The 16,328-nt window shown below is 73.4% G+C and carries 14 protein-coding genes, 1 pseudogene and 1 riboswitch; of the genes and pseudogenes, 5 read left to right on the top strand and 10 right to left on the bottom strand.

Annotated elements, in window-relative coordinates; genetic code table 11:
• On the bottom strand, positions 1-606 hold a 606-nt coding region (locus tag D7044_RS29765), incomplete at its 3' end, for a nitrate- and nitrite sensing domain-containing protein (protein WP_199716820.1).
• 448 nt (positions 607-1,054) lie between these two features.
• Between D7044_RS29765 and D7044_RS29760 the strand changes: the two genes are divergently transcribed.
• Entirely contained in the window at positions 1,055-2,236 is a 1,182-nt protein-coding gene (locus tag D7044_RS29760; protein ID WP_120690862.1) for an ABC transporter substrate-binding protein, read from the top strand.
• A 116-nt stretch (positions 2,237-2,352) separates the two neighbouring features.
• Here the strand turns inward: D7044_RS29760 and D7044_RS29755 are convergent, their stop codons facing one another.
• Entirely contained in the window at positions 2,353-3,210 is an 858-nt protein-coding gene (locus D7044_RS29755) for an ABC transporter permease (RefSeq protein ID WP_120684334.1), read from the bottom strand.
• 98 nt (positions 3,211-3,308) lie between these two features.
• On the bottom strand, positions 3,309-4,340 hold the full coding sequence (locus D7044_RS29750) for an ABC transporter substrate-binding protein (protein WP_120684332.1): 1,032 nt from the start codon (positions 4,338-4,340) through the stop codon (positions 3,309-3,311).
• Positions 4,341-4,607: 267 nt separating this feature from the next.
• On the opposite strand from D7044_RS29750, the gene D7044_RS29745 reads away from it, so the two are divergent.
• The 4 genes from D7044_RS29745 to D7044_RS29730 all read left to right on the top strand — a co-directional run bounded on the left by D7044_RS29745 (position 4,608) and on the right by D7044_RS29730 (position 9,677).
• Positions 4,608-5,393, top strand: a complete 786-nt coding sequence (locus tag D7044_RS29745) for an ABC transporter ATP-binding protein (RefSeq protein WP_120690861.1) — start codon at positions 4,608-4,610, stop codon at positions 5,391-5,393.
• Between the two features lie 2 nt (positions 5,394-5,395).
• Positions 5,396-6,346: an LLM class F420-dependent oxidoreductase gene (locus D7044_RS29740; RefSeq protein ID WP_120690860.1), complete on the top strand. Its 951-nt coding sequence runs from the start codon at positions 5,396-5,398 to the stop codon at positions 6,344-6,346.
• Entirely contained in the window at positions 6,346-6,645 is a 300-nt protein-coding gene (locus D7044_RS29735) for a cupin domain-containing protein (protein WP_120684326.1), read from the top strand. The genes D7044_RS29740 and D7044_RS29735 overlap by 1 nt, the downstream gene beginning before the upstream one ends.
• 77 nt (positions 6,646-6,722) lie before the next feature.
• Complete coding sequence (locus D7044_RS29730; protein ID WP_147434743.1) at positions 6,723-9,677, top strand: hypothetical protein; 2,955 nt, start codon at positions 6,723-6,725, stop codon at positions 9,675-9,677.
• Positions 9,678-9,918: 241 nt separating this feature from the next.
• Here the strand turns inward: D7044_RS29730 and thiC are convergent, their stop codons facing one another.
• The 7 genes and pseudogenes from thiC to thiE all read right to left on the bottom strand — a co-directional run bounded on the left by thiC (position 9,919) and on the right by thiE (position 16,083).
• Entirely contained in the window at positions 9,919-11,511 is a 1,593-nt protein-coding gene (gene thiC, locus D7044_RS29725; RefSeq protein ID WP_120690858.1) for a phosphomethylpyrimidine synthase ThiC, read from the bottom strand.
• A 17-nt stretch (positions 11,512-11,528) separates the two neighbouring features.
• The gene (gene thiD, locus D7044_RS29720) at positions 11,529-12,314 is read right to left on the bottom strand and encodes a bifunctional hydroxymethylpyrimidine kinase/phosphomethylpyrimidine kinase (RefSeq protein WP_120690857.1); all 786 of its coding nucleotides are present in this window, start codon (positions 12,312-12,314) and stop codon (positions 11,529-11,531) included.
• A 260-nt stretch (positions 12,315-12,574) separates the two neighbouring features.
• A pseudogene (locus tag D7044_RS29715) lies at positions 12,575-13,174 on the bottom strand (thiamine phosphate synthase); the annotation flags it as partial.
• 59 nt (positions 13,175-13,233) lie between these two features.
• Positions 13,234-14,013, bottom strand: coding sequence for a thiazole synthase (locus tag D7044_RS29710; RefSeq protein WP_120684319.1), 780 nt, complete (start codon positions 14,011-14,013; stop codon positions 13,234-13,236).
• The gene (thiS, locus tag D7044_RS29705) at positions 14,010-14,210 is read right to left on the bottom strand and encodes a sulfur carrier protein ThiS (protein ID WP_120684317.1); all 201 of its coding nucleotides are present in this window, start codon (positions 14,208-14,210) and stop codon (positions 14,010-14,012) included. The genes D7044_RS29710 and thiS overlap by 4 nt, the downstream gene beginning before the upstream one ends.
• A complete protein-coding gene (gene thiO, locus D7044_RS29700; RefSeq protein ID WP_411711010.1) occupies positions 14,201-15,460 on the bottom strand; it encodes a glycine oxidase ThiO in 1,260 nt (419 codons plus the stop codon). Before thiO ends, thiS begins: the two co-directional genes overlap by 10 nt.
• Positions 15,457-16,083, bottom strand: coding sequence for a thiamine phosphate synthase (thiE, locus tag D7044_RS29695; protein WP_120684313.1), 627 nt, complete (start codon positions 16,081-16,083; stop codon positions 15,457-15,459). The genes thiO and thiE overlap by 4 nt, the downstream gene beginning before the upstream one ends.
• Positions 16,078-16,186: riboswitch (TPP riboswitch) on the bottom strand. Its footprint overlaps the gene before it by 6 nt.
• Positions 16,187-16,328: the final 142 nt, after the last annotated feature.

Genomic DNA, 16,328 nt, shown 5'->3' with positions numbered 1-16,328 from the left:
GGCGAACGCGGCGACGGCGCGGCGGCTGTCGGAGAGGCGCTCGCCGCCGGGCAGCTGGGCGAGCCCGTCGCCGTACGCGACCAGGTCGTCGAGGATCACGCTGTAGCGGAGCATCGCCTCGGCGACCGCCATCTGCCGGCGGTCCGCGACCTCCTGGCGGGTGCTGTCGAGCGTCTCCAGGTGGCTGTCGATGGCGGTCAGCCGATCGCGGACCGCCGCCGGCACGTCCCCGACCTGCTTGCGCTCCGCGCGGTACGCCTCGATCCGCTGCTGCGTCTGGCGTACGCGCAGGTTGTACGCGTCGGCCTGCTGCTGCGGCGCGGCCAGGTAGGCCGCCGCGGCCATCCGTTCGAGGTGCAGGTCCTGGGTGAGCGCGGAGACGTCGACGCCGAGCTTGGTCAGCGCCCGCGCCTGGGTGGCCTCGTACGCGCCCTCACCGACCGAGACGAGCCGGACCGCGGCCAGCGCGATCACCGCGGCGACAGGCACCACCAGGATCAGCGCGAGCTTCGACCGGATCCGCACGTCACGCAGTCGGGGCAGTCGACGACGGGCCGGCCGTGCATTCGCACGGTTTCCGGGCAGGGTCGTCGGTCCGGTGCTCACGACATCGCCTCCGTCGTTTCTTCCACGCCTGAACGACCGAACCGTGCCGAGCGCGATAGGCGGCGGCACGCGCGGCACGGCCGCGATTTCATCAGAGACAGTCCTGTTTGGGAAGCCGCAGCCGGGTAGATATGGGTCGCACCGCGCGGAACCCGTGTTCCGGTCAACTGATACCTTCAATTCCGCAAGCCCGTGAACTGGGCATGTAACTCCAGTGTGGTCACACGTGTATGGAACGTGACCGTTTGCAAACATCGAGTGTCCCCACGATGTGGGACGGCCGTCCCGAAAACGGTGGCCGATGCCCGCGCTTGACCACAGCGCTCGCCGTTGGCAAGGTTTTGCAGGCTTCGCGCATACCGTACGGCACACTCTTCCCGTCTCTCCACTGAGGACGGAATAGCTGCGGGGACCGGGCAGCGCCCGCGCCCGCACCTGGAGGACGACTTTGAGCCCCATCCGCTCCACGACCATCGCGGCTCTCGCATCGGTCGTGCTGGCCGGCACACTCACGGGTTGCCAGTTCGGCACCGACGATTCCGCGGCGAGTCCGATCGTGATCGCCGCGGACCTCGAACTTTCTGGCGCCGCCGCGCCCGTCGGGAAGGCGTACCAACGCGCCTTGCAACTGAAGGTCGATCAGCTGAACTCTTCCGGCGCCCTGAACGGCCGGGAAATCAAACTGAAGGTGAAGGACAACCGCTCCGACGCCAGCGAATCGCTCCGCAACATCGGTGACTTCAGCAACGATTCCCAGGTCAGCGCGATCATCATGGGCGGTTGCAACGAATGCGCCATCGGGGCGGTGCGGACGATCAACGAGAAGAAGATCCCCACCATCGCCCTCGCCACGTCGAGCGCCGTGGCCAACCCGGTGGCGGACCGGCGGTACGTCTTCAAGCTCGGCCCGAACGCGGCCGACAGCGCCTCCGCCCTCGCCACCGAACTCAGCCGAAAGGGCGTCCGCAAGGCCGCGCTGCTGCACAGCGACGACGACTACGGCCGCGAGGGGCTCCTCGCGCTCCAGCGTGAGCTGGACAAGGCGGACATCAAGTTGCCGAACAAGGCGTCGGTGAAGGTCACCGACACCGACGTGAGTCAGCAGGTCCAGTCGCTCACCTCGCGCCGGCCCCAGGCGTTGATCATCTGGACGCCGCCGGAGCAGGCCACGCTCGCCGCCACCGCGTCGCAGCAGGCCGGCTTCACCGGCTCGCTCTACCTCGACGCCGGCGCCGCCGGGGACCTCTTCCTGGGCGAGTCCGCCAAGGCCACCGAGCGGGCGACGCTGATCTTCACCCAGACGATGGCGATCGACGACGTGATCGCCACCACGCCGGCGAAGGCGTCACGCCGGCAGTGGTTCCAGGACTACACCGCCCGCTTCGGTGGCTACAACGGCGCCTCGTCGTTCGCGGCGGACGCCGTACAGCTCATCGCGGACGCCCAGTCCCGCGCGGGCGGCCCGGCCGACAAGGTCAACCGGGACGGCATCCGCGACGTGCTGGAGACGTCCCAGCTGGACGGCCTCTCCGGCCCGATCCGGATGACGCCGGACAACCACTCGGGGCTGATGCCGCAGGCGCTCACCACGCTGGTGGCGCGCAACGGCCGGTGGCGCCTCGCCGGCTGAGGCGCTGCGGTGTGGCCCGCCGTACCCGGCTCCGGGCGGTCAGGCTCAACCCCTCCGCCGGGCGCGGCGGGCCACACCATGGTTCTGATCCAGGTCGTCGACGGTCGACGTAGCGGTCAGCGGCTGCTCGTGGTCTCGCGCACCCAGGGCAGAGCGAACCGCTCGATCACCACGAGGGCGCTGTAGAGCAGGATGCTGACCAGTGCGACCAGCATGATCGCCGCCCACGCGGTGGCGGTGTCGCCGACGCCCGCGTACTGCTGGATCACGTAGCCGAGCCCGCCCTCGCCGGCCTGGAACTCGCCGATCACCGCGCCTATCGCGGCCAGCGGCATGCCGACCTTGAGACCGACGAAGATCTGCGGCAACGCGGCGGGGAGCCGCACCTTGCGGAACGCCTGCCAGCGGGACGCGTTCCAGGAACGGACCAGCTCGGCGAGGTCGGCCGGGGTGGTGGTGAGGCCGGTCGCGGTGGAGAGCACGATCGGGAAGAAGCAGAGCAGGAAGACCATCGTGAGGATGGGCGTCTGCCCCCAGCCGAGGGCCACCACCAGCAGCGGCCCCAGCGTGATCTTCGGAACCGCGTTCACCGCGACGAGCAGCGGGGTGAACATCCGCTCCACCAGCCGGGACGAGGCGAGCGCCAGCCCGAGCAGGATCCCGGCCACCATGGAGAGCGCGAACCCGATCAGGATCTCCAGCGTGGTGTCGCCGGTGTGCTCCAGCATCAGGGCCGGCTTGTCGACGAACGCGGTGAGCACGTCCCCCGGAGGCGGCAGCGCCGCCGGGTGGATCAGCTCCAGCCGGGCGACGAGCCACCACACCGCGAGGGCGATCACCAGACCGACCGCAGGCAGCAGAGCGGCGCCCGCCCCGGCGGCCCGTACCCCGACCGACACGCGTCGGCCCGGCGGCGGCCCGGCCTCCGCGGTCTCGGGTTCGGTCACCGGCTCGGCCGACCGGACCTCGGTCATGGTCTCCTCCTTCGGATCGTCCGGCCCGCGGGCCGGAACACGAGACGGGGTGCGCCCCACCGAAGTCCGGTGAGACGCACCCCGGGCGACTGCGCTGATCAGGCCTTCGGCGTCAGGCTGAAGTCGATGATCTGCTCAGGTGCGATGTTCTGCTTCAGGGTGCCGGCGCCCTGGAGGATCGCGATGCTCTTGGCCACCCGGCCCGCGTCCAGCGTGCCGAGCGCGGTGCCGGAGTTGCTCGACCGGACGTAGCCGGCCATCAGCTGCAGCTCGGCGGCGGCCGAGTCGACGTTGGTGGCGTCGACGTTCTTCTTCAGGAGCTGCGCCGCCTCCTGCGGGTTGGCCAGGCTGTACTCCAGGCCCTTCATCAACGCCGCGGTGAACTTCTTCACCATCTCCGGCTTCTCCTTGGCGATCTTCGAGGAGGTGATCAGCACGTTGCCGTAGAGGTCCTGCATCACGTTGCTGTACGGCAGCATCACGGCCTTCTTCTTCGCCACGCCCTCGATGGTGGGCTGGCCGACGACGAACTGGCCGATGCCGTCGACCTGGCCGGTCGCGAGCGTGCCGATCAGCGACTGCGCGTCACCGTTGACCCACTGCACCTTCGCCGGGTCCACGCCGGCCATCTTCGCGTACGTCGGGAAGAGGTTGCGGACCACGGAGCCGGGGGTGTCGGCGAGCTTCTTGCCCTCCAGGTCCTTCGGGGAGGCGATCGCCTTGCCCTCGAGCGTGGCGATGCCCGCCATGGTGCGCTGCTGGATCGCGGCCACCGCCACGAAGTCCTTGGCCTGGCCGTTGCCGAGCTGGAGCAGCCCACCGGTCAGGTCGATCGGGCCGAAGTCGGCCTGGCCGCCCACGATGGTCTGGATCACCGCGCCGGTGCCCTGGCCGGGCTTGATGTCGACGTCGAAGCCGGCCTCGGAGAAGAAGCCCTTCTCCTTCGCGACCCAGGCGTAGGAGTCACGGCCGAAGTTGCCGAAGGAGGTGAGGTAGGTCACCTTCTCCCGCGCTCCACCGCTGCCGCCCTTGCCCTCGTCGGACGAGTCCGAACCGTCGGAGCAGCCGCCGACCAGAGCGAGGGTGGTGGCCAGCGCGACCGCGGCGACCGTACGGGTCAGCCTTCTCATCAGTGCACCATGTCCTTTCCGACCGGGGCCGGCCGGCCGCCGGAGGGGTTGTAGCGGGATGCCGGCGAACGGGGGGCAGGTCGGCATCACCGTCGAGAGGGGACTCTTCGCGGCACAGCGTACGAGAAAGCCACCTTTGCGTTGCCAGGCGTGTCGCGTTGCGGTACGGAAACAAACTGGTGTCCACCCCGGACGGTGTGAATCGCTGGCAGACCCGCTAGCCTGTGGCGGATTTCTGACCGTCCACTCAGGGAAGGGTCGCCGCAGATGATCCGACTTTCCGGGGTGTCCCGCACCTTCGACGGCCGCGCCGGCCGGGTCGAGGCGTTGCGGGGCATCGACCTCGAGGTCGCCGAGGGTGAGTTCGTGGCCGTTCTCGGCCGCTCCGGCTGCGGCAAGTCCACCCTGCTGCGGCTGATCGCCGGCCTGCTCCCGGTCAGCGGCGGTGAGATCACCGTCGCCGGTACGCCGATCGGCAAACCCCGCCGGGACATCGCCATGCTCTTCCAGAAGCCGGCCCTGCTGCCCTGGCGCACGGTGCTCGACAACGTCCTGCTGCCGGTCGAGATCTTCGGCTGGAGCCGGGCGAAGTACCGCGAGCGCGCCCGGCAACTGCTCGACCTGGCCGGACTCGCCGGCTTCGAGAAGCGGCTGCCGCACGAGCTCTCCGGCGGCATGCAGCAACGCGTCTCGCTCTGCCGGTCGCTGATCGGTGAGCCCCGCGTGATGCTCATGGACGAGCCGTTCTCCGCCCTCGACGCGCTCACCCGCGAGGAGCTCTCCGGCGAGCTGCAGCGCGTGCACATGGAGAACGCCGCGACGATCGTCTTCGTCACCCACTCGATCGACGAGGCGGTGCTGCTCGCCGACCGGGTCGTGGTGCTGAGCCCCCGTCCCGGCCGGATCCGCAAGGTCGTCGACGTGGAGATCCCCCGGCCCCGCACCCTGGGCCGCAACGCGCACCTCGCCGACGTCGCCCGGGTCAGCGCGGACCTGCACGAGCTGCTGATGGAACGCGACGAGCCGGCCGCCGCCGGCGCGGGAGGACGATGACCATGCGGGTGACCGTCTTCATCGAGCCGCACCGCGGCGCCAGCTACGACGACCAGCTCCGCTTCGCCCAGGCCGTCGAGGCCTGCGGCTTCGAGGGCCTGCTCCGCGCCGACCACTACCGGTCCATGGGGGCGGACCCGGGCCTGCCCGGCCCGACCGACGCCTGGCTGACCCTGGCCGCCCTCGCCCGGGAGACCAGCCGGATCCGGCTCGGCACCCTGGTGACCTCGGCGACGTTCCGGCTCCCCGGACCGCTCGCGGTGATGGTGGCCCAGGTGGACCAGATGAGCGGCGGCCGGGTCGAGCTGGGCATCGGCGCCGGCTGGTACGAGCGGGAGCACACCGCGTACGGCATCCCGTTCCCGCCCGTCGGCGAGCGCTTCGACCGGCTGGCCGAGCAGCTCGAGGTGATCACCGGCCTCTGGCGCACTCCGCTCGGCGACTCGTACAGCTTCACCGGCGACCACTACCAGCTGGTGGAGGCCCCGGCCCTGCCCAAGCCGGTGCAGGTGCCCGGACCCCCCGTCATCCTGGGCGGGCGCGGCCCGAAGCGGACCCCGGAGCTGGCCGCCCGCTACGGCGACGAGTTCAACATGCCGTTCAAGTCCGTCGAGGAGACCGCCGCGGCGTACGACCGGGTACGCGAGGCCAGCGACCGGGTCGGCCGGGCGGAGTCCGGACGGGCCCCCCTGGTGCTCTCCGCCGGCATCGTGGTGGCGGTCGGCCGCACCGACGCGGAGGCCGAACGGCGGGCCGCGCCGCTGCACGTGGCGAGCGCGCTGCCGCCGGAGGACCCGGTGGTCGGCTCCCCCGCCCGGCTGGTCGACCGGATCGGTGAGTTCGCCGCCATCGGGGCCACCCGGGTGCACCTGCGGCTGATCGAACTCGACGACCTCGACCACCTGGAACTGATCGCGAGCGACGTGCTCCCACAGCTGGACGGAACGGACTGATGAGCGACGGCATCGAACTGGGCCCCGTGGGCCAGGAGATCGTGTACGAGAACGACCGGGTCCGGGTCTGGCACATCCGGCTCGAACCGGGTGAGTCGCAGCCCCTGCACCGGCATGACCACCCGTACCTGGTGGTGGCGATCCAGGGTGCGAAGAACGTGGTGCAGACGATCGACGGCACCCGGATCGACGCGGACGAGCCGACCGGCGGGATCGTCTACCGGGACCCGGGCGCGGTGCACATGCTCACCAACGTCGGGAACACGACTTATCTGGCCCGCCTGGTCGAACTCAAGTAGACACGCCGGTCGCCCGCCACCGCGTGGCGCGGCGCGCCGGTGGCGAACCGGCGCACCAGGTGCGTAACGTGCCGGACATGGCCTTTCGGACCTGGGGCAAACTGCTGCTCACGGCGCTCGGGGTGAGCGTCATGGCCGGGGCGGGCCAGCTGGGCCTCGCGTACGGCCTCGGCATCGTCCGGCTCACCGGCGCCTTCAGCGGCGCGACCGTCAACCAGTGGCCGGCCCAGCTCGTCTGGGTCGGCTGGTTCGCCGCGAACGCCACGGTGGCCGGCGCGGTGCTCACCGAGCGTCTCGCCCGCCGCGCCCCGGGGCCGAGCAGCACCGGCCGGGTGCTGGCCGTCGGCGCCGCCGCGGCTCTGGGCGCGTTCACCGTCGCGCCACTGTGCATGCAGCCCGCCCGGATGGTGGAGATCGGCTCCGTCGACCCGGTCCTCGCGGTCGGCATCTGCGCGATCCTCGGAGCGGTGGTCGGCGCCGGTGCGGCGATCGCCGTACTGCTGAACCCGCCGTTGGGGTGGAACGTGGCGGCGATCGCCGGCGCGGTCTGGCTGCTCGCGCTCGCCTCCACCCTGCCGTCACTGGGTGCCACCGGCCCGCTGCGCACCGTACGACTCGGCGTCCTCGAACCGGCCGGGCTGGACGTGGACGCGGCCCAGCGGCTGTCGCTGTTCCTGCTGCCGACCGTGGCGCTGCTCGCCGGGGCGGCGACCGCGGCGCTGGCCCGCTGGCGGGGTGCGGCCCCGCTGGTGAGCGGTGCGACCGGGGTGGCCGGCCCGGTGCTGGTGGCCTTCGCCTACCTCACCGCCGGCCCGGGCGACACGATCGACCGCTACCAGGGCACGCCCTACTACGGCGCGCTGGTCTCGATCGGCGCCGGTGTCCTGGGCTCGGCCGCCGCCGCCCTGCTGCGCTGGCCGGTGGGTACCCGCACCACCGGTGCGCACGCGCTCCCGCCGAAGGGCGGCCCGCGTCGTCTGCCGACCGGCCGGACGCCGAGCGCCGGTCTGACGCCGCCCGCCCCCGGTACGTCCGACGCGCCGGCCGCCGGTCCGGCCGAGACGCGGCTGACGGTTTCGTCGACGCTCGGCGGGCCGGCGGAGCCGAACGACCCGGGCGAGGCGCCCGCCGTCACCCGCCCCACCGTCACCGAACCGACCGTCGCCCAGCCCGCCGCCACCCGGCCCGCGGTCGCCGAGCCGACCGTCGTCCAACCCACCGCCGCCGAGCCCGCCGTCGCGGTGCCGGTGGCCGCCATCGCCGAACCCCGCCCGGACGGCGGCACGGCCGCGGGCGAGGAGTCCCCGGTGGTGGGGCCGCAGCGCGGTGGCCAAGAGCTGGCCCTCGACGCCGACCGGACGCTCCCGGCCGAGCCGGACGCCGCGGCACCGCCCGCTGCCGGTGCCGCGGGTGCTGCGGGTGCTGCCGGTGCTACGACGATCCCGGCACCGGCACCGGCTACGGCTACGGACGAACCGATGCCTGAGGCCGAGGCCACCGGCAGCGGCGAGGTCGTGCCATCGATCGGAGCGGAGCCCGCCGAGCAGCCGGTCGCCGCCACGCGCACCGAGGCACGGCCCGCCGAGGGACCGGCCACCGAACCACAGCCCGTCGACGCGCGGACCGCCGACTCGCAGCCCACCGACGAGCCGTCGGCCGAAGCGCAGGCCGCCGACGAGTCGTCCGCCGCCAAGTCCGTGGCTGCCGCCGCGAAGCGGCCATCCCGGCGTTCTGCCGGCAGGTCCACCGAGCCGCAGCCCGTCGGCCAACCGGCCGCCGAGCCGACGTCACCGTCCGCCGAGCCGGCGTCAGCCGGAACGGAGTCCGTCGAGACGGCGGGGTCAGTCGGTCGACAGGCGAGATCCGAATCCGCCGAGGCGGTCCGAGCGCCGAAGCCTCGACGGACCCGCAAGGGCGGGTCGACCCGGCCCAGCGCGGCGACCGACCGGGGTGACGACTCGGCTACGCAGGCCACGGAGGAGGGTGCCGCCGCGGCCACGGACCAGGGCGGGGCCGCCGCGGCCCCGGAGTCGTCCGAGCGGATCGCGGCCCCCACCGAGCAGGACGTCGCCGCGCAGCTCTCCGCCCCGAAGCCCGCCACCGACGCGACAGGTGCGGCCCGCATGACCGAGGTCGGCCGCGCCGCTGCCGCATCCGGCGAGGTGAAGTCGGACGCGACCAGCCGACTGCGCCACGACGAGCCGACGACCACCCCGAACCCGTCCGACCTGGTCAGCGGGGTCGTCGACGGCGACCCGACGACCGGTGGGGAGCCGGCGACGGCGGGCTCCGCCCGGCCGGGCGGCGGCGACCTCGCCCCGACGCCGACCGCCCAGCTCGCCGAGCAGCCCGGAACTCCGGCCACGCCGATCGACGCCGGCCCGCCGGCGCCGCGCGGCGACCACTCGCAAGGCGCAGCGGTCCCGCCGGTCGGTCGCCGGTCCCCCGACTCAGCGGACGCGGCGAGCGATCCGGCCCCAGCAACTGGTCCGGCGGCCGAGCGACAGGACCCGCCCAGCAGGTGGCCGCTCTGGCCGACGCGACGGCACGCCCCGACCGACGCCGTCGAGCCTGCTCGCCCGCAGCTGCCGCAGCAGACCTCCGACTTCGCGCCCCGGGCACGACACCGGGCCCCGCTGCCCGACCTCAACCGGGCGGCGAGCTGGGAGGGCCTGGCCGACGCCGACAGTGCCGGTCCGGTCTCGACCGACGCGCCGGAGCCGGCCGAGGCCGCGGACCCGGAGCCGTCCGGCGACGACGCTGCGGCCGCCACCTCGACCGGGGACGAGGCCGTGGAGAGGCCCCGCACTCCCGAACAGGCCACGGGCCGCACTCGGGGCCGGCTCGGGCTGTTCCGGCGTACCCGCCCCCAGCCGGAGCCGGAGAGCGCGGCGGAGGAGCCGGTGCCGGCACAGGACGAGGAGTACGTGGACTGGGTGGCCGGACTGAGCCGGCCCCTGCACGACAACGAGCCGGAGCAGGAGAGCGGGCGCCGCTCGCTGCGTTCGTCCGGCCGTCACCACCGCAGCTGAGCCCGCCGTCCGGTGCGGTGGTCGCCGGGACGACAACCACACCCGAGGTGGGCGCGACCGGACGGGACCGGCGCGCCCGAGCGGCTTGGAGATTGTCGGGAAACCCCGGGGCGAGCGAGGCGGAGTCCAGGCGGCGATCCGGCAAGGCGGAGATTCGTCCGGATACAACACCGGTATCCGGACGAATCTCCAACGCCGCCGCTCGTCGGCTGGGCCCGCCGCAGGGTTTCCCGACAGTCTCTTAGGCGAGCGGCAGGTAGACCTGCCCGCCCGAGGAGACGAACTCCTCGGACTTGTCCTTCATGCCGCGGGCGGCGTACTCCTTGAGGTCCTGGGTGATCTTCATCGAGCAGAACTTCGGGCCGCACATCGAGCAGAAGTGGGCCGTCTTCGCCGGCTCGGCCGGCAACGTCGCGTCGTGGTACGACCGCGCGGTCTCCGGGTCCAGCGCCAGGTTGAACTGGTCCTCCCAGCGGAACTCGAACCGCGCCTTGGAGAGCGCGTCGTCCCACACCTGGGCGCCCGGGTGCCCCTTGGCCAGGTCGGCCGCATGCGCTGCGATCTTGTACGCGATGACGCCGGCCTTCACGTCGTCCCGGTCCGGCAGCCCCAGGTGCTCCTTCGGCGTGACGTAGCAGAGCATCGCGGTGCCGAACATGCCGATCATCGCGGCGCCGATCGCCGAGGTGATGTGGTCGTACGCGGGTGCGATGTCGGTGGTCAGCGGCCCGAGCGTGTAGAACGGGGCCTCGTGGCACCACTCCTGCTGGAGGTCCACGTTCTCCTTGATCTTGTGCATGGGTACGTGACCCGGGCCCTCGATCATCACCTGGACGTCGTACCGCCAGGCGACCTGCGTCAGCTCACCGAGCGTCTTCAGCTCGGCGAACTGCGCCTCGTCGTTCGCGTCCGCGATCGAGCCGGGACGCAGACCGTCCCCGAGCGAGAAGGTCACGTCGTAGCGGGCGAGGATCTCGCAGAGCTCCTCGAAGTTCGTGTAGAGGAAGTTCTCCTCGTGGTGCGCCAGGCACCAGGCCGCCATGATCGAGCCCCCGCGCGACACGATGCCGGTCACCCGGTCGACGGCGAGCGGCACGTACGGCAGCAGCACCCCGGCGTGCACGGTCATGTAGTCCACGCCCTGCTCGGCCTGCTCGATGACGGTCTCCCGGAACACCTCCCAGCTGAGCTTCACCGGGTCGCCGCCGACCTTCTCCAGCGCCTGGTAGATCGGCACCGTGCCGATCGGCACCGGCGAGTTGCGCACGATCGCCTCGCGGGTCTCGTGGATCCGCTTGCCGGTGGAGAGGTCCATCACCGTGTCCGCACCCCACCGGGTGGCCCAGGTCAGCTTCTCCACCTCCTCGGCGACCGACGAGCTGACGGCCGAGGTGCCGATGTTCGCGTTCACCTTGACCAGGAACGCCTTGCCGATGATCGCCGGCTCGCACTCCGGGTGGTTCACGTTGAGCGGCAGCACGGCACGACCGGCCGCGATCTCGTCCCGGACGAGCTCCGGCGCCACGCCCTCCCGAATCGCCACGAACTCCATCTCGGGCGTCACGACGCCCGCCCGGGCGTACGCGAGCTGGGTCGGACGACGGCCGTCCGTACCGGCGAGCGGCGTGCCGGCTCCCCGTACCGGGGCGACGTCTCCCCGCTCGGCGATCCACGGACCGCGCAGCGGCGCGAGCCCGACCTCGGGGTCGGATCCCGGCCCGGAGGTGTCGTAGAGACGCACCGGAGGGTTCTCCCCGGTCAGCGTCACCTCGGCGAACGGCACCCGGACATCCGGCCGGGTCCCTTCCACGTAGACCTTGCGTCGTGCCTGCATGACAGCCTCCCTGGTGTTCAAGCGGACCATCCGAAGTGGTCCAGCGGGCCACGTCCCGCGCCCAGCTCCCAGTGCCGCGCGCCGGTCAGCGCGCGGTTCACGTACTCCTTGCCGACGGCGACCGCCACCGGCACCGGGTCCCCCAGCGCGAGGCGGACGGCGATCGCGGCCGAGAACGAACAGCCGGTGCCGTGCGTGTGCCGGGTCTCCACGCGCGGCCCGCGCAGCAGGGTGGTGACCCCGCCGCCGTGCAGCACGTCGACTGCCTCCGCGCCGTCGAGGTCGCCGCCGGTGACCACCACGTGCGCCGGGCCGCCGGAGGCCAGCGCCTTCGCGGCGGCCACCATCTCGTCGACGGTGGTCACCGGGTGTCCGGTGATGGCTGCGGCCTCCGCGCAGTTCGGCGTCGCAACCTCGGCGTACGGCAGCAGCCGCTCGACCGCCGCGACCACGCCGAGCGAGTGCCCGCTGGTGGCGACGAGTACCGGATCGACGACGAGGTGCGGCAACCGACCGGCCCGGGCGGCCGTGGCCACCGCGTCGGCGACGGCGGGCGTGCCGAGCATGCCGGTCTTCGCCGCGCCCACGGTGAAGTCGGTCAGCACGCTCTCGATCTGGTCGGTGACGGTGGCCGGCGGGAGGGGCAGGACGGCGTCGACGCCCCGCGTGTTCTGCGCGGTCACGGCGGTGAGGACGCTCGTGCCGTACGCGCCGAGCGCCGCGAAGACCTTGAGGTCGGCCTGGATGCCCGCTCCCCCACCGGAGTCGGAGCCGGCGATGGTGAGGACTGTTCTCGGCGTCACTGCGCTTCTCCGGTGGTTGCGGTTGAGGGCTGCGGCCGACCGTGCCCACTCCGGGCGGTCAGGCTTGATCCCTCCGTGGGCACGGTCGGCCGCAGCCCCGTCGTGGGGACCGCCGTCGTTCGGTGCCGGGTGGAGGACATCGGGGTGACCGCCTCCTGTCGGGTCGCCTCGTCGAAGGCGTCCGTCAGCGGGGTGAACGCCTGGCGGGCCGTCTTGGCGGGGGCGGCGGCCGGCGGGGGCAGCGCCCGGCGGGTCGCCTCGTTGAAGGCGTTGGTCAGGGTGGTGGCTGCCTGCTGGGGGTCGTCGGCGCGCATGATCGCGCCGAGCACCGCGACGCCGGTGGCACCCGCCCGGAGACCGGCGCTGACCTGCTCGGGGGTCTCGATGCCGCCCAGGGCGAGGGCCGGGACGGGGCTTCGTTCGACGAGCGCGGCGAGCCCGTCCGGCAGCAGGGGCGGGCCGTAGCCGGGCTTGGTCCGGGTCGGATAGACGGGTGAGAGGGTCACGTAGTCCTCGGTGCTGATCCGGGCCAGCTCGACGGTGTCGTGGCAGGAGCGGCCGACCAGCCCGAGCCGGGGCGGCGGGTACGGGCCGGCGGCGGGCAGGTGCACGGCGTCGCCGTCGAGCGGGTCGGGTCCGGCGACGATCAGCGTGCCGCCGGCCTCGCTGAGGATCGCCCGCAGCCCGACCGCGAGCGCGGCGCGCTCGGCGCGAGGCAGGTCCTTCTCCCGAAGCACCACCCAGCGCACTCCCCCGGCGACCGCCGCCGCGACCACCTCGCCGAGCGGTCGGCGCGCCACCCTCCGATCGGTGAGCAGCACGACTCCGGCGGGGAGCTCCGCGGAGGTCTTGGAACGCAACGGCCCCGAAAGGGGCCGTTTCCGTCCAAGATCTACCTGCGGCGCGAGGCGCGGGTCGGTCACAGCTCCGGCCGTCCCTCGTCCGGGGTGGAGGCGAGGGCGTGGTGCCGGCGCGGGATCCGGCCGGCGCCCGCGGCCAACCGGCCGGCCTCCACCGCGTGCCGCATGGCGGTGGCCATCGCCACCGGGTCGGCGGCCCGGGTGACGGCGCTGGCCAGCATCACCGCGTCGCAGCCGAGCTCCATGGCCAGCGCCGCCTCGGAGGCGGTGCCGATGCCGGCGTCCAGGATCACCGGCACCTCCACGGTCTGCCGGATCAGCCGGATGTGGTGCGGGTTGCTGATGCCCAGCCCGGACCCGATCGGTGCGCCCGCCGGCATCACGCCGGCGCAGCCGACGTCGGCGAGCCGCCGGGCGAGCACCGGATCGTCACTCGTGTACGGCAGCACGGTGAACCCGTCGGCGACCAGCTCCTCGGCGGCGCGCAGCAGCTCCACCCCGTCCGGGAGCAGCGTGCGCTCGTCGCCGATCACCTCCAACTTGATCCAGTCGGTGTCGAACGCCTCCCGGGCCAGCCGGGCCACCTTGACCGCCTCGACCGCCGTGTAGCAGCCCGCCGTGTTCGGCAGCAGCCGTACGCCGCACCGGTCCAGCAGATCCAGCAGCCCGCCGCCCATGCCGGGGGCGGTGTCCACCCGCCGCAGGGCGAGGGTGACCAGCTCGGTGCCGGACGCGCGGATCGCCTCCTCCAGCACGCGCAGGTTCGCCGCGCCACCGGTGCCGAGGATGAGTCGCGAGGTGAACTCGACCCCGCCGAGTCGGAACGTCATCGCGCTCACCCGCCCTGGGCGGCGCTGAGCACCTCGACCCGGTCACCGTCGCGCAGCGTGGTCGCCGGCCAGCCCGTACGGGGCACCACCTCGCCGTTGACCGCGACCGCCACTCCGCGCTGCTGCGGAGCGACCTCGCGGACCAGGTCGGCCACCGTCACACCGCCGGGCATCGTCCGCCCGGTCCCGTTCACCGTCAGTTCCACGGGTCCTCCTCACTAGTCCGGGCAGCTACGTCGTCGTCTCCGGCCGCCGATACGCCAGCGCCGCCGGCCGCCGGCACCGCGTCGGCCGCTGCAGCGCCCGTCGCCGGAGCGGTCGGGTCCGAACCGGCCGAGTCCGGAGCGGCTGGACCGGTGAACCGGTCCGGCCGGAAGGGGGCGAGCAGTGGATCGGGCCGGCCGGTGGTCACCAGGTCGGCGATCAGGTCGGCGGTCACCGGGGTGAGCACGATGCCGTGCCGGTGGTGCCCGGTGGCCGCCAGCACGCCGGGCCGACCCGGCAACGGGCCGAGGATCGGCGCGTTGTCCGGGGTGCCGGGGCGCAGCCCGGCGGCCGTCTCGACCAGGTCGTACTCCGCCAGCTCGGGCAGCACGTCCACGGCGGCGCGGAGCAGCCGCAGCACCGCCCCGGCGGAGACGTCGGTGTCCCGGCGCTCCTCGACGGTGGCGCCCACCACCACCTCGCCACCGGAGCGGGGCACCAGGTAGACCGACTCGCCGTCGGCGTACCCCCGGATCACGTGCCGGAAGCCCGGCGTCGCGCCACCGGGCGCGCGGAGCCGGAGCACCTGTCCCTTGACCGGCCGGACCGGCAACCCGGTGAGGGCGGCGGCGCCGCAGCCGGCCGCCACCACCGTCACCGCGGCGTCCAGGTCGGCGAGCGTGCGGACCGGCCCGGGGACCAGCACCGCGCCGGCCCGCTCGGCGGCGATGCGCAGCGCGGGCAGCAGCAGCCGCGGGTCGACCTGGTGGTCGGTCGCGGCGAACGCGCCGCCGCGCACCCGCGGGGCGAGCGCCGGCTCGCGGTCCCGCAGCTCGGAGGGGCGCAGCGGGGTCACCGGCAGGCCGATCTCCTGCTGGTACGCCCAGAGTCGCCGCGCCTCGGCGAGGTCGTCGGCGGTCAGCCCGACCAGCAGGGTCCCCTCGGTGCGGTAGCCGAGTTCGACGCCGCTCGCCTCGGTCAGCTCGGCCGCGAACGCCGGCCAGCGGGCGGCCGACTCGACCAGCAGCCCGGTCAGTTCCCGTTCGCCGAAGTACGCCTCGGAGACCGGGGCGAGCATGCCGGCGGCGACCGCCGAGGCCCCCGAGCCCGGAGCGGGATCGTGCACGGTCACGCGCAGCCCGCGGGCGGCGCAGCGCCAGGCGACGGCGAGGCCGATCGGCCCTGCCCCCACCACCGCCACGTCCGCCCGGGCCACGTCGCCGGCTTGGGTCGACGTGGACCGGGCGCTCAGCACGTCAGTGCCGCGATCAACTCGGTCGTGGCGTGGGCCGGATCGGCCGCCCCGGAGAGCGCACCGACCACCGCCACTCCGTACGCCCCGGCGGCCCGGAGCGCCGGCACGTCGCTCGCGGTCACTCCGCCGATGGCGATCACGGGAACGGCGACCGCTCCGGCCACCGCCCGTACGCCGGTCACGCCGATCGGGGCGGGCAGGCCCTCCTTCGTGGCGGTGGGATGGCAGGGGCCGACCCCGAGGTAGCTGGCGCCGGCGGCGACGGCCTCGGTGGCGGTGCCCGGTTCACGGGCGGTCGCGCCGAGCACGGCGGTCGGGCCGAGCACGCGTCGGGCCGCCTCGACCGGGAGGTCGTCCGCGCCGATGTGCCCACCGGCGGCGCCGACTGCCAGCGCCACGTGCAGCCGGTCGTTGACCAGGCAGGTCGCCCCGTACGGCGCGCAGAGCGCGGCGACCCGGCGGGCCAGGTCGTACGCCTCGCGGTCGGTGGCGGAGTCCTCGACCCGGACCTGCACGACGAGTTCCGTGCGGGCGGCGCTGAGGGCAGCCCGGACCACGGCGAGCGGATCGCGCCCGGGTCGGGTGTCGGTGATGAGATGGAGTCGTCCCAGGGACGGCACGGCAACACTCCTCCCTGCGCCGGCATTACCCGGATCAGGTTCGACGGTCGGGGGCTGACAGCCCCCCTCTCAGCCCGGTCCACCGGGCTCCCGTGGGTCACTTGCTCGGTCACCGTACGACAGACCCGGCGACCCTGCCAAGGGTGAGCGCGGCAACAGTGGCGGCGATCCTCCGCCGGGCGCTTCATGCGGTCCTGTTCGGAATGTCGCCCGCTGTTGCGAAACCGTTACCGTTTGGCATCTTG

The sequence above is a fragment of the Micromonospora musae genome (assembly GCF_003626635.1).
GTDB classification, from domain to species: Bacteria; Actinomycetota; Actinomycetes; order Mycobacteriales; family Micromonosporaceae; genus Micromonospora; species Micromonospora musae.
Note: the sequence above shows the minus strand (reverse complement) of the source record. Positions and strands in the feature narration are given on the sequence as shown.